Source organism: Comamonas terrae (assembly GCF_001544075.1).
In the GTDB taxonomy this organism is placed as follows: domain Bacteria; phylum Pseudomonadota; class Gammaproteobacteria; order Burkholderiales; family Burkholderiaceae_C; genus Comamonas; species Comamonas terrae.
Map to the genome: position 1 here is coordinate 1 of NZ_BCNT01000027.1, position 23,755 is coordinate 23,755.

Consider the following 23,755-nt stretch of genomic DNA (forward strand, 5'->3'; position numbering starts at 1 on the left):
AGTGAAGCCTTGCATTGTACACAGAATTTTCAGTGTCGCCAGCCAGACTTTTCGCTAGCAGCGCGTTGGCGCCGTGTTGCGATGGAGCGAACTATAGCATAGGTTAAACCCTAGGTTTGCCATTGTTGACACAAAAAGGTCATGGGAGAGCCTGCGGTCGATGCCGGCACCCTGCTCAATCCAGCGCCGCCGCTCGGCAGCATCCCGCAGGGATGCTGCCGAGAAGGCCTTTGCGCCATATATGAAGGGAAGGGTTGCCGGAGGCCGCCGATAATGCGCGCACGATGGCATTGATTACTTTGTTGGACGCCCAGCTGGCGTTCGGGCATGTGGCCCTTCTGGACCATGCCGATTTCTCCCTGGAAGCCGACGAGCGCGTGGGCCTGATCGGCCGCAATGGCGCGGGCAAGTCTTCCCTGCTCAAGATCCTCGGTGGGCTGGCCAGGGCCGACGACGGGCAGATCCAGGTGCAAAGCGGGGTGCGCATCACCTATGTGGCGCAGGAGCCCGACCTGAACCCCGAGCATACGATCTTCCAGTCCGCATCGGACGGCATTGCCCATGTGATTGCCTTGCGGGACCGCTATCTGGCCGCAGCCGAAGGCGAGGACCTGGATGCGCTGCAGTCGCAGATCGAGGCCTACGATGCCTGGAACTGGGAGCAGCGCGTGCAGGAAACATTGCAGCGCCTGCACCTGGACCCGCAAGCCGTGGTGGGCACGCTGTCCGGCGGAACCCGCAAGCGCGTGGCCCTGGCCCAGGCGCTGGTGGCCCGGCCCGATGTGCTGCTGCTGGATGAGCCGACCAACCACCTGGACCTGGATGCCATCGAGTGGCTGGAGGAGTTGCTGCTGTCCTTCAAGGGCAGCGTGGTGACGATCACCCACGACCGCGCCTTCCTGGACCGGATTGCCACCCGCATCGTGGAGCTGGACCGCGGAGTGCTGCGCTCCTATCCGGGCAATTTCGCCCAGTACCAGCAGCAAAAGGAAGAGCAGCTGGCCCAGGAGGCCGTGATCAACGCCAAGGCCGACAAGCTGCTGGCCCAGGAAGAAGTCTGGATCCGCAAGGGCGTGGAGGCCCGGCGCACCCGCAGCCAGAGCCGCATTGCCCGCCTGGAGCAGTTGCGCGCCAACCGCGCCGCACGCCGCGAAGTGCTGGGCGGCGTGCAGATGGACATTGCCTCGGGCAAGGGCGAGAGCTACCAGGGCAAGATCGTGGCCGAGCTGAGCCAGGTGAACAAGGCCTTTGGCGACAAATGCATCGTGCGCAACTTCAGTGCCACCATTTTGCGTGGCGACAAGGTGGGGCTGATCGGCCCCAACGGCGCCGGCAAGACCACGCTGTTGAAAATGATCCTGGGCGATCTGGCACCCGACAGCGGCCAGGTACGCCGTGGCGCCAACCTGCAGGTGGCCTATTTCGACCAGATGCGCCACCAGATCGACATGGATGCCACGCTGGAGGACTTCATCAGTCCGGGCAGCGAATGGATCGAGATCGGCAGCCAGAAAAAGCATGTGAAGAGCTATCTGGCGGACTTCCTGTTCTCCCCGGCGCGCGCGCACTCCCCGGTGCGCTCCCTGTCCGGCGGCGAGCGCAACCGCCTGCTGCTGGCCCGCCTGTTTGCCCGCCCGGCCAACGTACTGGTGCTGGACGAGCCCACGAATGACCTGGATATCGAGACGCTGGACATGCTAGAGGAACTGCTGCAGCAATATGACGGCACGGTGTTCCTGGTCAGCCACGACCGTACCTTCCTCGACAACGTGGTGACCAGCACGATTGCCTGGGAGGGCCCTGGCCACTGGCGCGAATACGAGGGCGGGGTGACCGACTGGCTGGAGCAGTCCCGCCGCAGCAAGGCCCTGGCCGAAGCCGCCCAGCCCAAGGCAGCCAAGGAAGAGCCCAGGCCGGCAGCGCCGCGCAACGACGGCAAGCAAAAGCGCAAGCTCAGCTACAAGGAGCAGCGCGAGCTGGAAACGCTGCCCGAGCGCATTGCCGCGCTGGAGGCCGAGCAAAAGCAGATCCAGGAAGCGCTGGCCGACGGCACGCTGTTCGCCACCGACAACGCCAGGGCCGTGGCCATGCACCAGCGCGATGCACAGATCGACGAGGAACTGATGGAGGCACTGGAGCGCTGGACGCTGCTGTCCGAGTGAACCGCCGGCCGGCTGGAAGGCCGCCCCTTCACCTTCAATAACAAGAGCGCCTTGCGCTGGACTGCGTTGGTTTTCAGGCCTCAATTCACCTGAGACCCTTTGCCATCCAGCGCAAGGCGCTCTTTCTTTTATGCCGATACCGGGTCAGATCCGGTGGTGCACCTGGTCGGAGCCGCCGCGCAGCTTGGCCAGCAAGGCCGGCGCGATCTGCAGCAGCGGCAGGACTTCGTCGGCCGCGCCATGGGCAATGGCTTCGCGCGGCATGCCGAAGACGATGCAGCTGGCCTCGTCCTGCACGAAGTTGTAGCTGCCGGCATCGCGCATCTCGCGCATGGCGGCGGCACCGTCCGCGCCCATGCCGGTGAGCATGATGCCATAGGCATTGCGGCCTGCGCAGGCGGCCACCGACTTGAACAGCACCTCCACCGAAGGCTTGTGGCGGTTGACCGGCGGCGCATCGTCGACCACGGCCACATAGTTGGCGCCGCTGCGGCTGATGGAGAAATGCTTGCCGCCCGGAGCGATATAGGCATGGCCGGGCAGAATGCGCTCGCCGTGCGAGGCTTCCTTGACCGTGATCTGGCACAGGCTGTTCAGGCGCGCCGCAAAGCTGGTGGTGAAGCCCGGCGGCATGTGCTGGGTGATGACGATGGCCGGGCAGTCGGCAGGCAGGCGCGTCAGCACCTCCTTGATGGCTTCCGTGCCGCCCGTGGAAGCGCCGATGGCAATGATCTTCTCGGTGGAGACGCGCCCCAGCAGGCTGACGGCTGCAGCCGGGCGCCCGGAGGGAGCACCATGCGCAGCCTGCGCCCCGGCGGCGGGCGCCGTGGGCAGGCGCCGCACCTGGGCCACCGAGGCCACGCGGATCTTGTCGACGATCTGGCTGGCCAGCTCCTGCAGGCCGTTGCTCACGCCGACGCGGGGCTTGGCCACGAAGTCGATGGCGCCCAGCTCCAGCGCACGCATGGTGACCTCGGCGCCGCGCTCCGTCAGCGTGGAGATCATGAGCACGGGCATGGGGCGCAGCCGCATCAGCCGCCCCAGGAAGTCGATGCCGTCCATGCGCGGCATTTCCACGTCCAGCGTGATCACGTCGGGATTGAGCTCGCGGATCATCTCGCGAGCGATCAACGGGTCATTGGCCGTTCCGATGCACTCCATGTCGTGCTGGCGGTTGATGATCTCGGAGAGCAGGCTGCGCACCAGCGCAGAGTCGTCCACCACGATCACCCGGATTTTCCTGTTCATTCCCTCTTCTACCTTCCTCAAAACAGGTCGACCGAGCCGCCTGCCGTATTGCGAGCCACCACTGCCGCGCTGCCGCGCGTGCGCTCCTGTTGTACCAGCTCTTCCGGATGGGCATGGGCCAGGCGCTTGACCATGACCTTGCCCGTGGCCGGAAAGTACACGACCTTGCGCGGATAGATGTCCAGCACATCCTCGGAAACGATGGGAATGCGCTCGGTATGCAGGTAGTTGGTGACAAACGATGTATTGCGCTCCCCCACGTTCATGGTGGTGAAGTTGGCCATGACCTGGCCGCCGCCGAAGATCTTGGCCTGCATGGATTCGCGCCGCGCCCCGAGCTTGAGCATCTCGTTGATCAGCAGTTCCATCGCGTAGGAGCCGTAGCGGCCCGAGGCATCGCTGCTGTCCCCCTCGGGCAGCATGAAGTGGTTCATGCCCCCCACGCGCATGGTCCGGTCCCACAGGCAGGCGGCAATGCACGAGCCCAGCACGGTGACGATGACCAGATCCTCGTTGGACACGAAGTACTCGCCGGGCAGCACCTTGGCCGCGTTGTGCTGGAAATGGGGATCGAAATAGAAGAACGAGGCCTCGCCCGGCTGGCGCGGCTGCCGCTTGAGCTGCTCCAGCGAGGAGGCAGGAATGGGCGCGCCAGGTGGCGGATGATCGGCCGCCGTATAGGCATGGACGCGCGGCCGCTGGCGGCGCTCCAGGGGCGCCGGACTGCCCGCCGCGGCCTGAGAGGACCAGGAATACGAATTCATTCAGCCTCCCCGCCTTGCCTTGTTTTTTGCACCGACAGCCCGGCCTCTTGCCGGCTATTGGCGCTCATAAACCGTCTTGCCCTTGAGGGCGAACAGATCGCGCGAATCGCTGAAGTTTTCCGCATGGCCGACAAACAGCATGCCGCCCGGTTTCATCACGCGGTGAATCTTCTCGAGCACGCGGCGCTGCGTCGGGCCGTCGAAGTAGATCATCACGTTGCGGCAGAACACCACGTCGAACGGTTCGCGGAACGGCCAGTCGTCGCGGATCAGGTTGACGTTGAGGAACTCCACCATGCGGCGCAGTTCCGGCTTGACGCGCACCATGCCGGAATTGGCCGCCTTGCCGCGCAGAAAGAAGCGGTGCAGGCGCTCCGTGCTGATGCCCTTGATGCCGTCGGCGCGGTAGACGCCATTGGCCGCGGTATTGAGCACGCGCGAGTCGATGTCGCTGGCCGTCAGCTGGAAATTGGCCGACGCCCCCAGGGATTCCACCGCCGTCATCAGGATGGAGTAAGGCTCCTCGCCCGTGGAGGCCGCGTTGCACCAGACTTTCCACGGCGTGCCCGCCGGCTTGCTGCGCAGCAGCTGGGCAAAGATCTCGAAATGGTGCTGCTCGCGAAAGAACGCCGTCAGGTTGGTGGTGAGGGCGTTCACGAACTCTTGCCACTCCGGGCCGTCGCTGAGCGACTCCAGCCAGTCCAGGTAGCTGGAAAAGCTGTCGTAGCCGGTTTCGCGCAGCCGCCGGGACAGGCGGCTGTAGACCATGGCATGCTTGCCGTCGTGCAGGCTGATGCCTGCACGCTTGTAGATCAGCGCCTGGACGCGCGCGAAATCACGGTTGGACCAGACGAACTCGCGCCCCTGGCTGGCCACGCCGGACATCGGCCCGGCGGGAAAGTCGTCCTCGGCGGAGACCGGCGCTGCCGCCATGGGGTTGCGTTCCGGGTACAGCACGGCGCCTTCTCCTCGTTCAGTGACTGGCAGGCCCGCAGCTTCAGGCGGCGGTCGCCACCAGGCCCATGTCGACGTTGCCCATGAGCTTTTCGATGTCCAGCAGGATCAGCATGCGCTCGCCCACCGAGCCCAGGCCCAGGATGCAGCCGCTGTCGATGGCGCTTTCGATGTCGGGCGCGGGGCGGATGGCCTCGGCGGACAGCTCCATCACGTCGCTGACCGAGTCCACCACGATGCCGACCACGCGGTTGCGCAGGTTCAGGATGATGACCACGGTGAAGCTGTTGTATTCCGCTTCGGAGCAGTTGAACTTCAGGCGCATGTCCACGATGGGGACGATGGTGCCGCGCAGGTTCACCACACCCTTGATGAATTCGGGCGCATTGGCGATGCGCGTGGGCTGCTCGTAGCCCCGGATTTCCTGGACCTTCAGGATATCGATGCCATATTCCTCCTGGCCCAGACGGAAGGTCAGGTACTCGCGTGCGCCATTGGCCACGCCTTCTACGGTTTTGTTCGTCACGCTCATGGTCAGCTCCTCGGCGTTTGTTTCTTTATCCCGCGCGGCCTGCGCGCGGGGTGAAGGGTTCGATGCGGCGGGCTTGGCGCCTGCCGCCCGTGCAGCGATCTTTCAATGGCGGGCCCGGCGCACCATGGCGCCGGTATCCAGGATCAGCGCCACCGAGCCATCGCCCAGGATGGTGGCGCCCGAGACATTGGGCACCTTGCGGTAATTGCTCTCCAGGTTCTTGACCACCACCTGGTGCTGGCCCAGCAGCTCGTCGACCAGCAGCGCCACGCGGCTGCCATCGGACTCGATGACCACCATGATGTTGCTGCTCTGGCTCTCGTCGGTACGCGGCACGTTGAACATGCGCTCCAGCGCGATCACCGGCATGTATTCGTCGCGCACCTTCACGAGCTGCGTGCCGTTGGCCACGGTGTTCACGTCGTCGGGGTTGACCTGGAAGGACTCCACCACCGAGGACAGCGGCAGGATGTAGACCTCCTCGCCCACGCCGACCGACATGCCGTCCATGATGGCCAGCGTCAGCGGCAGGCGCACGGACACGCGCATGCCCACGCCGGCGGTGGATTCGATCTCCACCGAACCGCCCAGCGAGGTGATGTTGCGCTTGACCACGTCCATGCCCACGCCGCGGCCGGACACGTCCGTCACCACGTCGGCCGTGGAGAAGCCCGGCGCGAAGATCAGCTGCCAGACCTCGCTGTCGGGCATGCTGTCCGAGACATCCATGCCGCGCTCGCGCGCCTTGCTGAGGATTTTTTCGCGGTTCATGCCGCGCCCGTCGTCGCGCACTTCGATCACGATGGAGCCGCCCTGGTGGGAAGCCGCCAGCGTCAGCGTGCCGTGCTCGGATTTGCCGGCCGCCAGCCGGTCCTGGGGCATCTCGATGCCGTGGTCCAGGCTGTTGCGCACCAGGTGGGTCAGCGGATCGGTGATCTTTTCCACCAGGCCCTTGTCCAGCTCGGTGGCTTCGCCCAGCGTGATCAGGTCGATCTTCTTGCCCAGCTTGCCGGCCAGGTCGCGCAGCATGCGCGGGAAGCGGCTGAACACCGTGGACATGGGAATCATGCGGATGGACATCACCGATTCCTGCAGATCCCGGGTATTGCGGTCCAGATCGGCCAGGCCGGCCAGCAGCTGCTGGCAGACCGAAGGATCGAGGTCTCGGCTGTTCTGCGCCAGCATGGCCTGGGTGATCACGAGTTCGCCCACCAGATTGATGAGCTGGTCCACTTTCTTGACATCCACGCGGATGCTGGTGGACTCCATATGGGCCTGGGCCGCCTTGGGGGCGGCGCTGCGCGCTGCCGCGGCCGCCGGCGCCTTGCCGCCGGGCACCTCGGGAGCGCCGGGGGCGCCATCGAAGAAGCCGTAGACCTCCTCGGCGGATGCCGGCGCCACGGCCTGCACCGCTTCGGGCTCGTGCGGCGGGGCTGCCTCCGCGACCGCCGCTTCCACCTGGGCCGGCGCCAGCGGCACGGCCGCCTGGATCTGCACCTGTTCCTTGGCCACATGGAAAGCGAACAGGTCCAGCAGGTCTTCGTCGGTGGAGACGGTCTTCACCAGGAACAGGCGGCTCTTGGGCTGGCTTGCCGGCAGATCCTCGATGGACCCCAGGCCGGGAATGTCGCGGAACAGGTCCTTGATGGCGTCGGCCATCTCCGGGCGCTCCAGCGGGCCGATCTGGATATGCAGCACGCGCGCGCCGGCAGGCGGCTCGCTGCCGACAGGGCCGGCGCTGGCCGGCGCGGCGACAGGCGCAGCCGCCGGTGCCTGGGCCACGGGCTCGGCCGGCCTGGGCGCAACCGGAGCGGGCGCCGCCTCCACTGCCGGCACGGCCGTCAGGCCCTGGGCCAGCGTCTCGATGCGCACCACCAGGTCGGCGGTGGACAGGGGCTCGCCTTCTCCGCCGGCCTGATGGCGGGCCAGCAGGCTGCGGCTGGCGTCGGCCGATTCCAGCAGCACATCCACCATTTCGGGAATGGGCGTGATCTCGTGGCGACGCAGGCGGTCCAGCAGCCCTTCCATGCGGTGGGTCAGCTCGGTAACGTCCGAGAAGCCGAAGGTGGCCGCACCGCCCTTGATGGAGTGGGCGCAGCGGAAGATGCCGTTGAGTTCTTCGTCGTTGGCAGCGGACAAGTCCAGGCTGAGCAGCATCTGCTCCATCTGATCGAGGTTCTCGCTCGCTTCCTCAAAAAAGATTTGATAGAACTGGCTCAGGTCGAAATCCGCGCCCGAGTTCGCGCTATCTTGGTGTAGATCCGCCATGGTGTGTCCTGCTTTTTTCCATATTCCCCGTACCTATCGGCTTAACGGAGCACTTTCTGAATGACTTCTATCAAACGATCGGGGTCGAAGGGCTTGACCAGCCAGCCGGTGGCGCCCGCGGCGCGGCCCGCCTGCTTCATCTGATCGCTGGATTCGGTGGTCAGAATCAGGATCGGGGTCTTCTGGAAACGCGGGTCCTCGCGCAGCTTGCGCGTCAGGCCGATGCCGTCCAGCCGCGGCATGTTCTGGTCGGCCAGCACCAGGTCGATGCCCTGGGCGTTGGCCTTTTCCAGGGCATCCACCCCATCGACGGCCTCCACCACCTTGAAGCCGGCGCCGGTCAATGTGAAAGAGACCATCTTTCGCATCGAGGGGGAATCATCAACAGCCAGAATCGATCGCATGTACAGCTCCAACAGACGGGCAATAAGGGGTGTAAGGGTCGAGCAACGGAGTCAAAACAACTCCACGGAGCCCGCGTCCATCTCGCTTTGCGTGACGGGATTGGGCCGCTCGGGCATGGGTGGCAGGCAGGCATCGGCCTCCTCGCCTTCGGATTCGTCCGCGCCCATGGCCGCCGCGCCCAGCCGGAAGGCACAGCCCTGCAAAGTGCTGGAGATGTGCGCGATCAGCTGGGAGGACATGTCGTGAAACTGCAGCTCGGTGACGGCCAGGCGCAAGGCCTCGCGCGCCGCGGCCACGGGCTGCGACGCCGGCATGGCAGGGCCGGCCAGCTGGCCGTTGGCTTCGTCGAAACGGTCCAGCAGGTTCTGCGTGGCATGGTTGAGCAGGCCTTCGAGCCGTTGCAGATCGTGCAGGGCCACCAGCAAGGCATCCTGCAGCTCTGCGGCCACCATGACGGGCATGGGGACTGCAGGCGCATTCGCTAGCTTTTGCATTGGCTGCATGGTGACTCCAAGACTGATAGACCTGTCCGCGCGCAGCGCCTACGCTACACGTTCTGGCACCGCCGGCCCGACTGCACCCTGCAACCGCGACTCTACGATCCCTTACCTCTATGTTCCAAAATGTATCTAATGATAGCGTTCTTGGCTATGCGCAATTCCTGGAACAGACCTTGAAAATCCTGCATATTGAAGACTCTGCGGCAGATCAAGCCCTGGCGCGGCTCAGCCTGCAGCGCGGGCGGCTGCAGTGCGAGCTCACCGTCGTGGATACGCTACAGGGCGTTACAGACGCCCTGGGTTCGCAGAAGTTCGACCTGATCCTGGCCGACTACCACCTGCCGGGCTTTACCGCCCTCGACGCCTGGGAGCTGGTGCACGCCCTGCCCGAGCATCCGCCTTTCGTGCTGCTGTCCGGAGCCATCGGCGAATCGGCGGCCGTGGATGTGATGCGCGTGGGCATCAGCGACTACCTGCTCAAGGACCAGATCACCAGCCTGCCGCATGTGGTCACGCGCGCGCTGGAAGTCTGGGAAGCCAAGCGCGCGCGCCGGCGCGCCGTGCAGGAGCTGGAAGCCTCGGAAAAGCGCCTGGCCGAGCTGACCGAGCACCTGCAGACTTCGATCGAGCAGGAGCGCGCCGGCATCTCCCGGGAGATCCACGACGACATCGGCGGCTCGCTGACCTCGGTCAAGTTCGACCTGGCCTGGATCCAGCGCAATGCGCCCGAGGGGCCGCTGCGCAGCCATGCCGCGTCCGCGCTGGAGATGCTGGAGCACGCACTGGGCGCCAGCCAGCGCATCATGCACAACCTGCGCCCGCCCGTGCTGGACCAGGGCCTGGTGGCCGCCGTGCAGTGGCTGGCCCGCAACTTCGAGCAGCGCACCGGCGTCGCAACCACCGTGCGCACCAGCCGCGAATCCATGGACCTCCCTGCGGCCCTGCAGGTCGTGGCCTACCGCACGGCCCAGGAGGCGCTGACCAATGTGAGCAAATACGCCCAAGCGAGCCGTGTGGATATCGACCTGTCCGACCAGGAAGGTTTTCTGACACTGGAAGTAACAGACAACGGCGTGGGCCTGGCCGAAGGCGCGCGCGACAAAGCCCAATCCTTCGGCCTGCGCGGGCTTAGTGAGCGCGCACGCACGGTGCAAGGCTGGCTGGATGTCAGCAGCCAGCCAGGCCGGGGAACGTCGATCATCGTCTCGATTCCGCTCGCCGGCACCCGGCCATGACCTACCATTGGCGGCCGTCCTTGTTCTTTCTGGGAGACCCACCTTGATCCACGTGGTGCTATGCGACGACCATGCGGTGCTGCGCCGGGGCATCCGCGATACGCTGACCGAGGCCACCGACATCACCGTCACCGCCGAGGCGGCCAGCTATGCCGAGTTGCGCGAGCAGCTGCGCACGGCAGCCTGCGACGTGCTGCTGCTCGATATCAACATGCCGGGGCGCAACGGCCTGGAAGTGCTGGCCAGCGTACGCGAGACCCATCCGGAGATCCGCGTCATCATGGTCTCCATGTATCCCGAGGACCAGTACGCGCTGCGCAGCCTCAAGGCCGGCGCCCAGGGCTATGCGAACAAGGCCGGCGACCCGATGCAGCTGATCGAGGCCGTGCGCACGGTGATGGGCGGGCGCAAGTACCTGACCGCCGAAGTGGCGCAGATGCTGGCCGACAGCCTGGCCCAGCCCGCGGCGCCCGTGCCGCACGAGGCCCTGTCCGAGCGCGAGCTGCAGACACTGATCAAGATCGCCAGCGGCCAGCGGCTGACCGATATCGCCCAGGAGCTGATGCTCAGCCCCAAGACCGTCAGCGTCTACCGCGCCCGCGTGCTGGAAAAGCTGCAGATGAGCAGCAATGCCGAGCTGACGGCCTATGCCATCCGCAACCACCTGATTTAGACGCTATACAAAAGAAAGCAGCTTGCGGCATATCCACAGGCAGTCAAGCGATATTTACGATTGGAATGCCGGCGTGGCAAGCGCCTTCCGCTATGGTTTTCACACACCGAAGACCGTCAGGCCTTTTTGCAGCAAGGCCAGCAGAGGCTGCTCCAGCAGGGGCAGGGTGGCGACCATCCCGATCAGGCCCGTGGTCAGCGTGACAGGAAAGCCCACGGCATAGATGTTCATCTGCGGCGCCACGCGCGAGATGATGCCCAGCACCAGGTTCACGAACAGCAGCATGGCAATCATGGGCAGCGCGATCCAGAAGGCGCTGGCGAATACGGCCGACCCCATCTCGTACAGGCGCATCTGGGCCACGGCCTGCAGGAAGTTGCCGTCCACCGGAAAGGCCTGGAAGCTCTTGAGCACGGCCATCAGCACCAGCAGGTGCCCGTTGATCACGATGAACAGCAGCGTGGCGATCTGCACCATGAAGCGCGCGACGGCGCTGAGCTGGGCATTGCTGACCGGGTCGAAGAAGGATGCGAAGTTCAGGCCCATCTGCAGACCGATCACCTCGCCGGCCACCTCCATGGCGGCCAGCACCAGGCGCGCGGCAAAGCCCACCGAGATGCCCACCACCACCTGCTGCACCAGCGTGCCCAGCGCCTGCGGCGAGTTGATGCCGACCACGGCCTGGTCGCCGAGCACGGGCTGGGCGCAGACCGCCACCAGCAGCGCCAGCCCCACCTTCAGCCGCATGGGGATGACCCGCTGCGAAAACACCGGCGCCACCGAAAACAGCGCCAGCACGCGCACGAACGGCCACAGCACCGGCGACAGCCAGGCGACCAGTTGGGCTTCGCTGATGGATACCACGGGAACTCTTGCAGGCCAGGGGCGGCTCAGCCCACGACCGAAGGAATGCTCTCGATCGTGCGGCGGATGAAGTCCACCAGCGTGGACAGCATCCAGGGCCCGACCACGCCGAACACCGCCAGCGCGGCCAGCAGCTTGGGCACGAAGGCCAGCGTGGCTTCATGCACCTGGGTCACGGCCTGGAAGATGCTCACCAGCAGGCCCACGGCCATCACCACGCCCAGCACCGGCATGGCGATCATGAGCAGCAGGGTCAGGGCCTCGCGGCCGAAGGTCAGAACGAATTGGGAGGTCATGGTTTTGCTCTCAATAATCCACAGCGCTACATGTTTCCCGCTGCATCGGAAACTGGCACGGCCTAAGCGCGGGACGGCCAGCAAGGGCCGCCCCGCAGCACGGGCTGCCCCAGCAAAGGCCGTCGTCCCCCTTGGGGGAAGACGCGAAGCGGCTCAGGGGGGTCACACAGAGAAACTCGCAGCCAGCGAACCGATCAGCAGGTTCCAGCCGTCGGCCAGCACGAACAGCATGAGCTTGAACGGCAGCGCCACCAGCACGGGCGACAGCATCATCATGCCCAGCGACATCAGGATGGACGACACCACCATGTCGATGACCAGGAACGGGATGAAGATCATGAAGCCGATCTGGAAGGCCGTCTTGAGCTCGCTGGTCACGAAGGCCGGCACCAGCACGCGCAGCGGCGCGGTCTCGGCCGTCACGCCGGGATCCAGCTTGGCCAGGCGGGCAAACAGGGAGAAATCGGACTGGCGCGTCTGCTTGAGCATGAAGCTGCGCATGGGCGCCTCGGCCTTGTCCACGGCCTGTTCGAAGGTGATGGCATTCGTGGTGTAGGGCAGGTAGGCGTCCTGGTAGACCTTGTCCAGCGTAGGGCCCATGACGAACATGGTCAGGAACAGCGACAGGCCGATCACCACCTGGTTGGGCGGCGCCGACTGCGTGCCCATGGCCTGGCGCAGCAGCGACAGCACGATGACGATGCGCGTGAAGCCCGTCATCAGCAGCAGGATGGCCGGCAGGAACGACAGCGCCGTGAAGAACAGCAGCGTCTGGATAGGCACGGAGTAGCTGCTGCCGCCGCCGCTCTGGCCCACCAGCAGGGGCAGGCTGGCGGATTGCGCCCAGGCGGCCGGCGCCGCCAGCATGGCCATCGAGGCCAGCCAGCGGGGGGACGCCCAACGATTCGAAGATTTAGACATTTCCCGGTTCCGAGAAGGAAGAAGCGGCCTGGCGCCGGCTTTGCGCCTCGACCTGCGCCATGGCATCGGAGAAGCCGCCCGCGGCAGGGCCTGCGTCAGCGCCGGCCTCCCTGGGCAGCACATGCAGGCACTGGATGTGCTGCGCCGTCACGCCCAGCACCAGGCGCACGCCTTGCGCGCCCTCGCCGACTTCCACCGTCACCACCCGCTGCTGCGGCCCCACGCCCACGGCTCCGAGCACGCGCGGCTGCAGGCCCTGGCCGCCGCGCATCTTGCCCAGCATGCCACCCGCGCCGCCCTTGCTCTGCAGCCGGCGCAGCAGCCAGGGCAGCGCGGCCATGGCGGCCACGAACAGCACGACCAGCGACAGCGTGGGCCACATGGAGACGGCGCCGTTGTCAACCACGGCTGACCCGGCGCAGGCGCTCGGACGGCGTGACCACGTCGGTCAGGCGGATGCCGAACTTGTCGTTGACCACCACCACTTCGCCCTGGGCGATCAGGTAGCCGTTTACCAGCACGTCCATGGGCTCGCCGGCCAGGGCGTCCAGCTCCACCACCGAGCCCTGGGCCAGCTGCAGGATGTACTTGATCGGCACCTTGGTGCGGCCCAGCTCCACCGACAGCTGGACGGGAATGTCCAGCACCATGTTGATGTCGTGCACGGGCACGTCGGTGCCGCCGTAGGGGCGGGTTGCCTCGCCCGTCAGGGGGCCGCCCTGCTCCGAGGTATCGGTCTGGGCATCGTCGTGCTGGCGCTGTTCCTCCAGGGCCTCGGCCCAGCCGGAGAACGGATCGTCTGCTTCGGGCTTGTTCGTGTCGTCAGTTGCCATTGCTTTCTCCCATCCAGCCCGAATCGCTGCCGCGCAGGCAGTGTTCGACGCGGATTGCGTATTTGTCGTTGTGCGTGCCGTACTGGCACTCGAAAATCGGTACTCCGCCGATGGAGGCGCGGATCAGCGGCTCGCGGTCGAGCTCGATGAAGTCGCCCGGGCGCATGGCCAGCAGCTGCTCCACGGTCGCATCGGCGCGGGCCAGCTCGGCCACCAGCGTCACCTCGGCGGACTGGATCTCGCGCGTCAGCACCTTGACCCAGCGGCGGTCGACCTCGATGGCATCGCCCTGCGTGGAGGAGTACAGCACGTCGCGGATCGGCTCCAGCGTCGCATAGGGCATGCAGATGTGGATGGAGCCCGTGATGTCGCCGATCTCCAGCTGGAACGCGGTGGAGACCACGATCTCGCTGGGCGTGGCGATGTTGGCGAACTGCGGCTGCATTTCCGAGCGCTGGTAGGCCAGCTCCAGCGGATAGATGCCATGCCAGGCCTTTTTGTATTCCTCGCAGATCACGTTCACGAGGCGGTTGATCACGCGCTGCTCGGTACCCGAGAAGTCGCGGCCCTCGATGCGGGTCTGCAGCCGGCCACTGCCGCCGTAGAGCGTGTCGATGACGCCGAACACCAGCGAGGGATCGCAGACCACCAGTCCGTTGCCGCGCAGCGGGCGGATGGCCACGATGTTGAAGTTCGTCGGCACCACCAGCTCGCGCAGGAAGGCGCTGTAGCGCCGCACGCTGACCGTGCCCACCGAAATCTCGGGGCTGCGGCGGATGAAGTTGAACAGGCCGATGCGGAAGTTGCGGGCAAAGCGCTCGTTGACGATTTCCATGGTCGGCATGCGTCCGCGGACGATGCGTTCCTGGCTGGAAATGTTGTACTGGCGGACCGTGCCCGCCTCCACCTCTTCGACGGCGGATTTCTGGCTTTCGCCCGTGACGCCCTCCAGAAGGGCGTCAACTTCTTCCTGGGAAAGAAAAGAATCGCTCATGCACCCCCCACTGCTTACTGGATGATGAAGCTGGAAAACAGCACCCGGCGCACCGGGCTCTTGCGGGCGCGGCGCGGGCTGTCCTCGTCCATGTCGTCATCGCGCTCGCGCTTCTTGGTCTTGGCGCCGTAGCCCAGGGGCGCGGCCACTTCGGACTGGATGTCGGACGCCAGCTTTTCCTTGCCCTCGCGCGTCAGCAGCTCGTCGGCCGTGCGCTGGGACACCAGCATCAGAATGCCGTTGCGGATGCTGGGCAGGTATTGCTTGACGGTGGCCGCCGTCTTCTCGTCGGCCAGCTCCAGCGTGATGCCCAGCTGCACAAAGCGGTCGCCGCCGGGATCGGAGAGATTGGCCACCATGTTGTCCAGCGGCAAAAAGGTGGGCACGGTAGCCTCGGCCGCAGCGGCGCCATCCTCGTCAGCGCCGCTGTGCTGGCGCTGCAGCATCCAGACATAGGCAGCGGCAGCCACGATGGCCAGCAACGCGACAACCGCCACGATGACGATCAGCTTCTTGCTCTTGGCAGGAGCGGGGGCGACAGGGGCAGCGGCATTTGGAGTGGCGGGCACGGCGGAAATTCCTCACTAAAGAGAACCCGTAACCATTGCCCCACGGAGGGCACGGCAGAGGTCCATGCCCGAATTATTCGGCGTTTGCCTGCGGTGCCATCGCCCGAATAAACGCGCCAAATCCCGCTTTCTCCGTGGTTCTGGGGCGCGCAGGGCTGCGGGCCTGGCCTTGCGGGCCCGCGCCCTGTCCCCAAACGTATCCACGATGCATGCGGCCAACGCGCACAGGCGCATGGGCGCCATCAAAAAAGGAGCTGCTTTCGCCTGCCACACCAGGATTCCATGGCATTTTCGCCAGAAATCACAATATGGACAGGCGCCGGAAGCTCCTTTTTCAGAAGCAATCCGAAGAATCAGACAAACAGATCCACGCCGGATGCGCGCTCGCCCGTGCGCCGCGCTTGGCCGGCATCGGCGGCCGCCAGGCCGTCCACGCCCACCTGCACCCGGCCCATGCGCACCATGGCGCGGTCCTGCGGCTGGCTGCCGGACCGGGCGGAGTCACCGGCATTTGCGCCATCCGCCGAAATCGAGACACCCGCCAGCTGCAGGCCCTGGGCCTGCAACAGCTCGCGCAGCTGCTGCTCGCCGCTGCCCAGCCAGTCGCGCGCCTGGGCATCGTCGGCGGCAAAGCGCACATGGGCCTCCTGGCCCTGCAGCTGCACCTGCACCTTGATCGGCGCGCCTTCGTGCTCGATCGTCAACGCAGCGTTCTGGCTTTTCTGGTGCACCCAGAAGGCCACCTGTTCGGAAACTTCCTGTTCGCGCTCGCTGGGAGCTGCGGCCTGCGCATCCGCCGGAGGCTGGGCAAACGCCGAGGCTTCCTGACCATCGCCCTGCGCACCCGCATGCGCGGCGCCCATGGCTGCGGCAATGCCATGGCCGGCCTGCAGCCCTTCCGCGGCCGAAGCCTTGCCCGTGGCGGCCTCCGCCTCCTGCGCGCCGGCGCGTGCGGGCTTCAGCCATTGCTGCAGCTGCTCCAGCTCCTGCGGCGGTACGGCCGTCATGCCCTGCAACGCCACACCGCCCTGGCCGGCCTGCGGGCGCAGCTGCCAGCCATGCTCGGCCCGAGCCTCCAGGGCCTGGGCCGCGCCGCGGGCATCGGCCTGCCGCTCGTCCGGCAGCTGCGCCGCCGTCAGGGCATCCTGCAGCCCGCCGGGCTTGGCCGCATCGTACTGTGGCAAGCTGCCGGCCACGGCCTGCCCAGCCGCATTGGCAGCCCCATCTGCGCCAGCCTGTCCGGCCTTGCCTGCGGCAGCCTCCAGGGCAGGTGCCATGAAGGCTGCATGGGCACCGGCCGCCAGCGCCTGGCGCTGGGCCAGCAGGCCGGCATTGCCATGGCCGGACAGAAAGTCGCCGGCCACGCCCTGGCGCAGGTCGGCATCATTCCTGCCGTCGAGCCGGGCCGTCTGGCCGATCAGGCTCATCCAGGCAGCATGGCCGTCCGTGGGCAGCAGGGCCGCGACATCGGCCGCAGCCAAGGTCTCGCCTCCCTGGATCCGGTGTTCGCCCAGCTCCTGCGGCGGTACAGAGCCCATGGCGTCAACGCCCGGCAAGCCCAGGGTGGCCAGCACCGCGGAAAAACCGGCGGCATCCGTTTCGCCCGCCAAGCCGGCAGCGCCCGGGGCCGCGCTGCGCACGCCGGCCAGCGCCTGGCCTGCGGGCTTGATGGGGCGGCTCTCGCCGCTGCGTGCGGCATCCATGCGGGTATCGCTCATGTCTTAGATCTCCTGCAACTGCAAGCCGAAGCTGCGCCGGAAAAACTGGATGGCCGCGCGGTCGTCGGTTTCCTTCTGCTCGCGTCGCATCTGCGCCAGCGCCATGTCGCGCTTGCGCACTTCCACCACCTTGTTGAGGCTGCTCACGCGCAGCTCGGCCGCCATCAGCGCCTGGCGCGCGGCTTCGAGGCGGATTTCCAGGTCGGCCAGCACCTTGGTCTGCAAGCCGATCGCATGCTGCAAGCGCTCCATGAACTGGTACTGGTGGTGCATGACTTCAGGCTGCACGGCCTGGCCTTCCTGCGCGCCCCAGCGGCCGTGCATTTCCTGCACATAGCCTTGCAGCTGGTCCATCTGCGCCTGGCCGGCCTGCAGCGCGCGCTGGCGCTCCTGCACGGCCTGGCGCGCGGCATCGCGCTTGCGGCCCGCCGCATCGATAGCAATCATCAAGGCGTTCAGAGACGACATGCTGCACTCTTTCTTTCTGCACCGGCCGGCGGCCTATGGCTGTGGCGGCGCGGTTACCGAATTCCCATGGCGGCGGCCATGCCCGAAATGCTCTCGTCCATGCTGGCGGACTCGAACATGCTTTGCTGCAGAAACCCCGTCATGCCGGGCTGCAGGCGGATGGCTTCGTCCATCTGCGGGTCCGACCCCGCCACGTAGGCGCCCACCTGCACCAGGTCGCGGCCCTGCTGGTAGCGCGAATACGTGGCGCGAAAGCGCCGGGCCAGCTCGAAGTGCTCGCGCGAGACCACGTTGTGCATGACGCGCGAGGCCGACTGCTCGATGTCGATGGCCGGGTAATGGCCGGTCTCGGCCAGCGCGCGCGACAGCACGATGTGCCCGTCCAGGATGGCGCGCGCCGCATCGGCGATCGGGTCCTGCTGGTCGTCGCCTTCGGACAGCACGGTGTAGAAGGCGGTGATGGAACCCACGCCGTTGAGCCCGTTGCCGCTGCGCTCGACCAGCGCCGGCAGCTTGGCAAAGCATGACGGCGGATAGCCCTTGGTGGCCGGCGGCTCGCCAATGGCCAGGGCGATCTCGCGCTGGGCCATGGCATAGCGGGTGAGCGAATCCATGAGCAGCAGCACATGCTTGCCCTGGTCGCGGAAATATTCGGCAATCGCCGTGGCGTAGCTGGCGCCCTGCATGCGCAGCAAGGGCGGCGCATCCGCGGGGGCGGCCACCACCACGGCACGGCTGCGGTCCTGCGCGCCGAGAATGTCCTCGACGAATTCCTTGACCTCGCGGCCGCGTTCGCCGATCAGGCCGACGACGATGACATCGGCCCGGGTGTAGCGCGCCATCATGCCCAGCAGCACCGACTTGCCCACGCCCGAGCCCGCGAACAGGCCCAGGCGCTGGCCGCGGCCCACGGTGAGCAAGGCATTCAGGGCCTTGACGCCGGTATCCAGCGGCTCGCGCACCGGGTCGCGGTCCATGGCATTGATGGGATTGCGGTCCAGCTCCTGGGCCGTCACGCCGTCCAGTGCGCCGCCATGGTCGAGCGGCACGCCCTGCGAATCCACCACGCGGCCCAGCAGTCCGTCGCCCATGGGCAGGCGCAGCACGCCCACGGTCTGGGAAATCGCGGGTTCCACACCGGCGCCGAACTGCGGCACGGGAATGAAGGGCGCGGCGGGCGTGACCATGGCGCCGCTGGACAGTCCCTGGATGTCGCCGGCCGGCATGAGATAGGCTTTCTCGCCCGCAAAGCCCACGACCTCGGCCAGCACCGGTTCCATGCCGTTCTGAGCAATCCAGCACTGGGCGCCCACGGGCACGCGCAGGCCGGTCGCCTCCAGCACCAGGCCCGTCAGGCGGGTGAGCCTCCCCTGGCATTCCAGCGCCACACCACCGTCGTAGCGCGCACGCGCATTGGCCATGAATTGCTGCCAGGGATTGGCCTGGCCCGGACGGGCCTGCTCGGCCGCGCCGATGGCCGCGCTCTGCTGCGGGGATTCAGCGGTCATGGCCGTCTCCGCCCTTGTCCGCCCCATACCAGGTGGATACCAGTCCCAGCGCCGCCACGGCGCGGCGCCAGCGCTTGTCCAGGCCGGCATCCACTTCGGCACCGCTCGACTCCACCTTGACATCGCCTGCCGACAGGCCCGCATCGGCCAGCCACTGGATGCGGCTGTGCGCACCATATTCGCTGCGCAGCGCTTCGTCCAGGGCTTCGTAGTCGGCGGGATTCAGGCGGATGGTGGCGGGCCGGCCCTCGGTCACCAGCATGTCCAGCGCCTCGCGCACCACGGGCAGCAGGGCCTGGGGCTGGCTGCGCAGCTCCTGGCGCACCACCTGGCGCGCGATGTCGCATGCCAGCTGCAGCAGCTCCTGGGCCATGCCGGCCTGCAGCTGCCGGAAGCTGGCATCCAGCCCTTCGATCACGGCATCCACGCGCTGGGCGTGGCTGCGGCCGGCACCGGCCACATAGTCGTCCATGCGCTGCTGCCATTCCTGCCGGGCCTGGGCAAGGCCCTGCTCCAGACCCTGGGCATGGCCTTCGGCACGCGCCTGCTGCAGCATCTGTTCGAGCTGCGCTTCGTCCCGGGCCGGAGCCTGGACTTCGGCCTCTTCAGGCACGGGCTCTTCCACGGCCGCCGCCGCGGGAAGCAGCGAGGTGGAGAAATTCTGCAGCGCTGCCGGTGCGCCGAGAGGCAGCAGGCCCGGAGCATCGACGGCACCGAAGCGCCAGCGCACCACGCTGCTGTCGTCGATCTCCTCCTGCGGGATGAAGCGCGAATGCGCGCGGGCTGCCTGATTAGACATAGCTGTCCTCCGGGCCGCCGCCGATCTTCACCTGGCCCTCTTCGACCAGACGGCGCACGACCTTGAGGATTTCCTTCTGCTGCGCTTCCACTTCGGACAGGCGCATCGGGCCGCGGCTTTCCAGGTCCTCGCGCAGCGCTGCGGCCGCGCGCATGGACATATTGGCCAGGATCTTGTCGCGCACCTCCATGGAGCCGCCCTTGAGCGACACGATCAGCGTCTCGGTCACCACCTCGCGCAGCACCAGCTGCAGCGAACGGTCGTCGAGCTTGACCAGGTCGTCGAACACGAACATCTTGTCCATGATCTTCTGGGCCAGCTCGGGGTCGTAGTTGCGGATCGTGTCCAGCACCGCCACGTCGGCGTTGCCCACCATATTGTTGAGCATCTCGGCCGCGGCCTTGACACCGCCCAGCGAGGTCTTGCGCACCTTGTCGCCGCCGGCCAGCACCTTGAACAGCACCTCGTTGAGGTCCTTGAGCGCCGTGGGCTGGATGCCTTCCAGCGTGGCCACGCGCAGCATGACCTCGCTGCGGAAGCGCTCCGGCAGCTGCATGAGCACGGCGGCCGCCTGCTCGTACTCCAGGTGCACCAGAATGGCCGCCACGATCTGCGGATGCTCGCCGCGCAGCAGCTCGGCCACGGACAGCGGATCCATCCACTTGAGGCTTTCGATGCCCGAGATGTCGCTGCCCTGCAAGATGCGGTCGATCAGCAGCGCCGCCTTGTCGTCGCCCAGCGCACGCTTGAGCACCGAGCGCACATAGTCGCTGGCATCGTCCACCAGCAGGCTTTGCGCCGCCGCATCGTTGGTGAAGCGGTCGATCACGAAATCGACCTTCTCGCGCGTCACGCCACGCATGTGCGCAATGGTCTCGCCCAGCTTCTGCACTTCCTTGGGAGTGAGGTGCTTGAACACCTCGGCCGCCTCTTCTTCCCCCAGGGAAACCAACAAAATGGCGGCGTCGTTCAGGCCTCGATCATCCATATTCGCGCTCTCTGTATTCCGTTATTCCGTCCAAAGCCGTCCGTCCACACCGCAGACCCGCCCGTGCCGCCTGCATGACCTCTTTCGCCAGCAGTTCCACGCAAGGGTCCCGGCCGGCTGCGCCGCTCCGCCGCGAGAGTGCCGCACCCTGCGATGGAAAATGGCGCCAGCCGCTCAGGGGGTCACGCGTCACCGTTGATCCATGTCTTGACGATGTTCGCCACCGCAATCGGGTTCTGCTTGGCCAGCTGGCGTGCCTGCTCCAGGCGCAACTGCTCCTGCGACGGCCCCAGCTCCGATCCAGGCGCCGGCAGAGCCGGGCGCTCCAGGTCGTCGGCCGCAATGGCATCGAGCTTGGCAAGCTTGCGGTTCTTGAGCATGGGCCGCACCAGGCCCAGCAGCACCAGCGCACCGAACAGCGCCAGGCCGATCGGAATGCCCAGGCTCTTGGCCATTTCCTGCACTTCGGGCTGGCGCCACAGCGGCAGCTCGGCCGGTTGGGCATCCTGCACAAAAGGTGCGCTGACCACATTGACCGAATCCCCGCGGTCGGCGCTGTAGCCCACGGTCTCGCGCACCAGGGTCAGCAGTTGCTCCTGCTGCTGCGCGGTCAGGGGCTTGAACCCGCTGCTGGCCGCCGCGGCACCCGCAGCCGTGGCGGCGTCGCCGGCCGGCATGACCTGCGGCGCGTTCACCACCACGGCAGCCGTCAGGCGCTTGATGCTGCCCGTGCTGCCGCGCGTCACGCGCACCGTCTTGTCCACCTCGTAGTTGGTGATCGACTCGCGCTTGCTGCCCGTGGCACCGCCACCGGCTTGCTGGGCCGCCGCCTGGGGCGCAGGATTGGCGCCATTGATGGGCGCCGTCGCATTCTGCGGCGGCTGGTTGCTGGTCGCGCCCGGTACGCCCGTGGGCTGAGGAGGCTTTTGCTCGCCGTTGCTCTCCACCACCTGCTGGCTGCGGATGGCGCCGCCCTCGGGTGACTGGTTGGGGCGATGCTGCTCCAGCGTCTGGTCCGTCTGGCTGAAATCCATTTCGGCCGACACCTGGGCCTTGACATTGCCCTTGCCCACCACGGGCTCCAGGATGTCCAGGATGCGGCGCACGTATTGCTGCTCGATCTGCTGCGTGTACATGAGCTGCTGCATGTCCACGCTGCCCGCGCTGCCGTCGGGCGACTGCGACAGCAGCTTGCCCGAATCATCGAGCACGCTCACGGCCGAAGGCGCCATCTCGGGCACGCTGGAAGCCACCAGATGCACGATGCCGGCGATCTGCGCACGGTCCAGCACACGGCCCGGATACAGCGTCAGCAGCACCGAGGCCGAAGGCTTCTGCTGCTCGCGGAAAAAACCGTTCTGGTTGGGCAGCGCCAGGTGCACGCGCGCGCTCTGCACCGCATTCAGGGCCAGGATGGAGCGGGTCAGCTCGCCTTCCAGGCCACGCTGGAAATTCAGCCGCTCCTGAAACTGGGTGATGCCGAACTTGCTGTTTTCCATCAGCTCGAAACCCGTGACCGAACCCTTGGGCAGGCCCTGGGTGGCCAGCTTCAGCCGCACGTCATGCACGCGGTCGGACGGAATCAGGATGGCACCGCCGCCTTCCGTGTACTTGTAGGGCACGTTCATCTGCGTGAGCTGGGCCACGATGGCGCCGCCATCCTTGTCGCTCAGATTGGAGAACAGCAGCTTGTAGTCGGGCTGGCGATAGAACAGCACCGCCGCGGCCGCGGCCACCACGACCAGGGCCGCCACACCGCCCCAGCGCATGCGCTGGCCACGGTCCATGGCAGTCCAGCGCTGCATCACGGCAGGGCGGGCAACAGGGGTAGCAGTAGGGACGGGGACTTCGGCAACAGCAGACATCTTGGTTCCATATGGGCAGACCCCACACAGGGTCTAGCGTCCAGTGGATTATTCGGATTGAGGCCTTCCACATTCCCCCGATAAGCGCGCCGTTTGACCCACTTATTCCCCGGCTGCCGTTGCGCCGGTTCCCTACCATCACGTCATCTCACCAACTGCGTTGGATACGAACATGGACCTGCGAATCCCCAGCATCACTCCCTCCTTGCAAGGCAGCCCGCTCTCCCAAGGCATTGGCGCAGCCGGCAATACCTCTTCCGTCGCCGCAGGCGGATTCAGCCAGGCCCTGCAAGGCGCGCTGAAATCCGTCAGCGCCGCACAGGAACACTCCGGCAACCTGCAGCGCGAAGTGCAGCTCGACAATCCGGCCGTCAGCCTGGAAGAAACCATGGTGGCCCTGCAAAAGGCGCAGATCGGCTTCCAGGCCACGCTGCACGTGCGCAACCGGCTGGTTCAGGCCTACACCGATGTCATGAACATGCAGGTCTGAACGCCCCCCTCTTTTTCCTTCGCTCACTTTTAGCCATTCCAAGGCTGGCCCGCGTGCTTCAAGGCATGCGGGCTTTTTTTTGCCTGGAACATGCAGGCTTTGGCAAGCCCACCGGAATTCATGGCGAAATATGCCTACAGCGCTTGTCCATCCAGCGTTGACAGCTATCAAAATCGAATAAGGCTTTACTGCCCCCCGCAAATAAAGCAAGGGTCTTGCACAGCAGGCGACTCGCCTTCTGCCACACTGGAAATCGAGCCAGGCCCGAACGCCGCACGGCTACCCGCACCACGGCGCTGCGCCAAGGACAAACGGCTTCACGCCATGTAGTCCCCAAAAATGCGAAACCCCGCCACGTTGCCGCAGCGGGGTCGGAACCATTCAGGAAAACCGGCGCGTCAGTGCATCACATGCGGCTGGCCGTCGAACATATGTTCAAAGCTGGCCAGCCAGGGTTCGGCCAGCACCCGGATCTGGGCGTCGTTGCGCAGAATGCGCTGCATGATGCGCGCCTTTTCCTTGCGCTGCTCTGGCGCCAGCTTTTCTTCGCGGGAGCGAAAGCGCAGCTGCTCGATCAGCACGGCGCAAGCTCCCTCGTAGCGCGCAACGCCATCCCAGTCCTTGGCCTGGGCGGCTTGCAGCATCTTGGCACTGCTTTCCTCAATGGCGCGGTAGAAGTCGATCAATGTGAGCTCCATATA

General features: G+C 66.2%; 25 protein-coding genes. 4 read left to right on the plus strand and 21 right to left on the minus strand.

What is annotated here, in order from left to right:
• The first annotated feature begins 284 nt into the window (after window positions 1-284).
• Window positions 285-2,162: an ATP-binding cassette domain-containing protein gene (locus Cte04_RS20990; protein WP_066483817.1), complete on the plus strand. Its 1,878-nt coding sequence runs from the start codon at window positions 285-287 to the stop codon at window positions 2,160-2,162.
• A gap of 144 nt (window positions 2,163-2,306) precedes the next feature.
• Here Cte04_RS20990 and Cte04_RS20995 read toward each other — a convergent pair whose 3' ends face one another.
• The 7 genes from Cte04_RS20995 to Cte04_RS21025 form a co-directional block, all read right to left on the minus strand.
• The gene (locus Cte04_RS20995; RefSeq protein ID WP_066483785.1) at window positions 2,307-3,410 is read right to left on the minus strand and encodes a protein-glutamate methylesterase/protein-glutamine glutaminase; all 1,104 of its coding nucleotides are present in this window, start codon (window positions 3,408-3,410) and stop codon (window positions 2,307-2,309) included.
• 17 nt (window positions 3,411-3,427) lie between these two features.
• Window positions 3,428-4,174 (minus strand): chemoreceptor glutamine deamidase CheD, encoded by a 747-nt coding sequence (gene cheD / locus Cte04_RS21000; protein WP_066483786.1) that lies wholly within the window; start codon window positions 4,172-4,174, stop codon window positions 3,428-3,430.
• Between the two features lie 54 nt (window positions 4,175-4,228).
• On the minus strand, window positions 4,229-5,059 hold the full coding sequence (locus Cte04_RS21005; RefSeq protein ID WP_245633467.1) for a CheR family methyltransferase: 831 nt from the start codon (window positions 5,057-5,059) through the stop codon (window positions 4,229-4,231).
• Window positions 5,060-5,171: 112 nt separating this feature from the next.
• Window positions 5,172-5,660, minus strand: coding sequence for a chemotaxis protein CheW (locus tag Cte04_RS21010; RefSeq protein WP_066483787.1), 489 nt, complete (start codon window positions 5,658-5,660; stop codon window positions 5,172-5,174).
• A gap of 102 nt (window positions 5,661-5,762) precedes the next feature.
• Entirely contained in the window at window positions 5,763-7,928 is a 2,166-nt protein-coding gene (locus Cte04_RS21015; protein ID WP_066483788.1) for a chemotaxis protein CheW, read from the minus strand.
• 41 nt (window positions 7,929-7,969) lie between these two features.
• Entirely contained in the window at window positions 7,970-8,332 is a 363-nt protein-coding gene (locus tag Cte04_RS21020) for a response regulator (RefSeq protein WP_066483819.1), read from the minus strand.
• Between the two features lie 51 nt (window positions 8,333-8,383).
• The gene (locus tag Cte04_RS21025) at window positions 8,384-8,836 is read right to left on the minus strand and encodes a hypothetical protein (protein WP_066483789.1); all 453 of its coding nucleotides are present in this window, start codon (window positions 8,834-8,836) and stop codon (window positions 8,384-8,386) included.
• Between the two features lie 110 nt (window positions 8,837-8,946).
• Here Cte04_RS21025 and Cte04_RS21030 point away from each other — a divergent pair, with 110 nt between their 5' ends.
• The gene (locus tag Cte04_RS21030) at window positions 8,947-10,068 is read left to right on the plus strand and encodes a hybrid sensor histidine kinase/response regulator (protein WP_066483790.1); all 1,122 of its coding nucleotides are present in this window, start codon (window positions 8,947-8,949) and stop codon (window positions 10,066-10,068) included.
• A 43-nt stretch (window positions 10,069-10,111) separates the two neighbouring features.
• Complete coding sequence (locus Cte04_RS21035) at window positions 10,112-10,741, plus strand: response regulator (protein ID WP_066483791.1); 630 nt, start codon at window positions 10,112-10,114, stop codon at window positions 10,739-10,741.
• Between the two features lie 99 nt (window positions 10,742-10,840).
• Here Cte04_RS21035 and fliR read toward each other — a convergent pair whose 3' ends face one another.
• From fliR to fliF, 13 genes are all read right to left on the minus strand, one after another.
• Window positions 10,841-11,605, minus strand: a complete 765-nt coding sequence (gene fliR, locus Cte04_RS21040; RefSeq protein WP_066483792.1) for a flagellar biosynthetic protein FliR — start codon at window positions 11,603-11,605, stop codon at window positions 10,841-10,843.
• A 26-nt stretch (window positions 11,606-11,631) separates the two neighbouring features.
• Window positions 11,632-11,901: a flagellar biosynthesis protein FliQ gene (fliQ, locus tag Cte04_RS21045; RefSeq protein WP_066483793.1), complete on the minus strand. Its 270-nt coding sequence runs from the start codon at window positions 11,899-11,901 to the stop codon at window positions 11,632-11,634.
• Window positions 11,902-12,063: 162 nt separating this feature from the next.
• A complete protein-coding gene (gene fliP, locus Cte04_RS21050; protein ID WP_066483794.1) occupies window positions 12,064-12,822 on the minus strand; it encodes a flagellar type III secretion system pore protein FliP in 759 nt (252 codons plus the stop codon).
• On the minus strand, window positions 12,815-13,204 hold the full coding sequence (locus Cte04_RS21055) for a FliO/MopB family protein (protein ID WP_066483795.1): 390 nt from the start codon (window positions 13,202-13,204) through the stop codon (window positions 12,815-12,817). Before Cte04_RS21055 ends, fliP begins: the two co-directional genes overlap by 8 nt.
• A gap of 16 nt (window positions 13,205-13,220) precedes the next feature.
• Window positions 13,221-13,655, minus strand: coding sequence for a flagellar motor switch protein FliN (fliN, locus tag Cte04_RS21060; RefSeq protein WP_066483796.1), 435 nt, complete (start codon window positions 13,653-13,655; stop codon window positions 13,221-13,223).
• Complete coding sequence (fliM, locus tag Cte04_RS21065) at window positions 13,645-14,649, minus strand: flagellar motor switch protein FliM (protein WP_066483797.1); 1,005 nt, start codon at window positions 14,647-14,649, stop codon at window positions 13,645-13,647. The genes fliN and fliM overlap by 11 nt, the downstream gene beginning before the upstream one ends.
• A gap of 14 nt (window positions 14,650-14,663) precedes the next feature.
• Window positions 14,664-15,218, minus strand: a complete 555-nt coding sequence (locus Cte04_RS21070) for a flagellar basal body-associated FliL family protein (protein ID WP_066483798.1) — start codon at window positions 15,216-15,218, stop codon at window positions 14,664-14,666.
• A 353-nt stretch (window positions 15,219-15,571) separates the two neighbouring features.
• Window positions 15,572-16,936, minus strand: coding sequence for a flagellar hook-length control protein FliK (locus Cte04_RS21075; RefSeq protein ID WP_066483799.1), 1,365 nt, complete (start codon window positions 16,934-16,936; stop codon window positions 15,572-15,574).
• Window positions 16,937-16,939: 3 nt separating this feature from the next.
• Entirely contained in the window at window positions 16,940-17,404 is a 465-nt protein-coding gene (fliJ, locus tag Cte04_RS21080; protein WP_066483800.1) for a flagellar export protein FliJ, read from the minus strand.
• A gap of 53 nt (window positions 17,405-17,457) precedes the next feature.
• On the minus strand, window positions 17,458-18,825 hold the full coding sequence (fliI, locus tag Cte04_RS21085; protein WP_066483820.1) for a flagellar protein export ATPase FliI: 1,368 nt from the start codon (window positions 18,823-18,825) through the stop codon (window positions 17,458-17,460).
• 76 nt (window positions 18,826-18,901) lie between these two features.
• Complete coding sequence (locus Cte04_RS21090; protein ID WP_066483801.1) at window positions 18,902-19,711, minus strand: FliH/SctL family protein; 810 nt, start codon at window positions 19,709-19,711, stop codon at window positions 18,902-18,904.
• Window positions 19,704-20,699 (minus strand): flagellar motor switch protein FliG, encoded by a 996-nt coding sequence (gene fliG, locus Cte04_RS21095; RefSeq protein WP_066483802.1) that lies wholly within the window; start codon window positions 20,697-20,699, stop codon window positions 19,704-19,706. The genes Cte04_RS21090 and fliG overlap by 8 nt, the downstream gene beginning before the upstream one ends.
• A 182-nt stretch (window positions 20,700-20,881) precedes the next feature.
• On the minus strand, window positions 20,882-22,564 hold the full coding sequence (gene fliF, locus Cte04_RS21100) for a flagellar basal-body MS-ring/collar protein FliF (protein ID WP_066483803.1): 1,683 nt from the start codon (window positions 22,562-22,564) through the stop codon (window positions 20,882-20,884).
• 172 nt (window positions 22,565-22,736) lie between these two features.
• Here fliF and fliE point away from each other — a divergent pair, with 172 nt between their 5' ends.
• Entirely contained in the window at window positions 22,737-23,054 is a 318-nt protein-coding gene (fliE, locus tag Cte04_RS21105; RefSeq protein WP_066483804.1) for a flagellar hook-basal body complex protein FliE, read from the plus strand.
• A gap of 398 nt (window positions 23,055-23,452) precedes the next feature.
• Here fliE and Cte04_RS21110 read toward each other — a convergent pair whose 3' ends face one another.
• Window positions 23,453-23,752 (minus strand): flagellar protein FliT, encoded by a 300-nt coding sequence (locus Cte04_RS21110; RefSeq protein WP_066483805.1) that lies wholly within the window; start codon window positions 23,750-23,752, stop codon window positions 23,453-23,455.
• Window positions 23,753-23,755: the final 3 nt, after the last annotated feature.

Bases quoted from the DNA above. Each gene is read 5' to 3' on its own strand.
- Cte04_RS21010 (WP_066483787.1), bottom strand. From the start codon at position 5,660: ATGAGCGTGACGAACAAAACCGTAGAAGGCGTGGCCAATGGCGCACGC.
- Cte04_RS21075 (WP_066483799.1), bottom strand. From the start codon at position 16,936: ATGAGCGATACCCGCATGGATGCCGCACGCAGCGGCGAGAGCCGCCCC.
- Cte04_RS21055 (WP_066483795.1), bottom strand. From the start codon at position 13,204: ATGTGGCCCACGCTGTCGCTGGTCGTGCTGTTCGTGGCCGCCATGGCC.
- fliJ (WP_066483800.1), bottom strand. From the start codon at position 17,404: ATGTCGTCTCTGAACGCCTTGATGATTGCTATCGATGCGGCGGGCCGC.
- Cte04_RS21005 (WP_245633467.1), bottom strand. From the start codon at position 5,059: ATGTCCGGCGTGGCCAGCCAGGGGCGCGAGTTCGTCTGGTCCAACCGT.
- fliM (WP_066483797.1), bottom strand. From the start codon at position 14,649: ATGAGCGATTCTTTTCTTTCCCAGGAAGAAGTTGACGCCCTTCTGGAG.
- Cte04_RS21110 (WP_066483805.1), bottom strand. From the start codon at position 23,752: ATGGAGCTCACATTGATCGACTTCTACCGCGCCATTGAGGAAAGCAGT.
- cheD (WP_066483786.1), bottom strand. From the start codon at position 4,174: ATGAATTCGTATTCCTGGTCCTCTCAGGCCGCGGCGGGCAGTCCGGCG.
- Cte04_RS21025 (WP_066483789.1), bottom strand. From the start codon at position 8,836: ATGCAGCCAATGCAAAAGCTAGCGAATGCGCCTGCAGTCCCCATGCCC.
- fliP (WP_066483794.1), bottom strand. From the start codon at position 12,822: ATGTCTAAATCTTCGAATCGTTGGGCGTCCCCCCGCTGGCTGGCCTCG.
- fliQ (WP_066483793.1), bottom strand. From the start codon at position 11,901: ATGACCTCCCAATTCGTTCTGACCTTCGGCCGCGAGGCCCTGACCCTG.
- Cte04_RS20990 (WP_066483817.1), top strand. From the start codon at position 285: ATGGCATTGATTACTTTGTTGGACGCCCAGCTGGCGTTCGGGCATGTG.
- Cte04_RS21090 (WP_066483801.1), bottom strand. From the start codon at position 19,711: ATGTCTAATCAGGCAGCCCGCGCGCATTCGCGCTTCATCCCGCAGGAG.
- Cte04_RS20995 (WP_066483785.1), bottom strand. From the start codon at position 3,410: ATGAACAGGAAAATCCGGGTGATCGTGGTGGACGACTCTGCGCTGGTG.
- fliI (WP_066483820.1), bottom strand. From the start codon at position 18,825: ATGGCCAATGCGCGTGCGCGCTACGACGGTGGTGTGGCGCTGGAATGC.
- Cte04_RS21030 (WP_066483790.1), top strand. From the start codon at position 8,947: ATGTTCCAAAATGTATCTAATGATAGCGTTCTTGGCTATGCGCAATTC.
- fliF (WP_066483803.1), bottom strand. From the start codon at position 22,564: ATGTCTGCTGTTGCCGAAGTCCCCGTCCCTACTGCTACCCCTGTTGCC.
- fliN (WP_066483796.1), bottom strand. From the start codon at position 13,655: ATGGCAACTGACGACACGAACAAGCCCGAAGCAGACGATCCGTTCTCC.
- Cte04_RS21015 (WP_066483788.1), bottom strand. From the start codon at position 7,928: ATGGCGGATCTACACCAAGATAGCGCGAACTCGGGCGCGGATTTCGAC.
- fliG (WP_066483802.1), bottom strand. From the start codon at position 20,699: ATGGATGATCGAGGCCTGAACGACGCCGCCATTTTGTTGGTTTCCCTG.
- Cte04_RS21020 (WP_066483819.1), bottom strand. From the start codon at position 8,332: ATGCGATCGATTCTGGCTGTTGATGATTCCCCCTCGATGCGAAAGATG.
- fliE (WP_066483804.1), top strand. From the start codon at position 22,737: ATGGACCTGCGAATCCCCAGCATCACTCCCTCCTTGCAAGGCAGCCCG.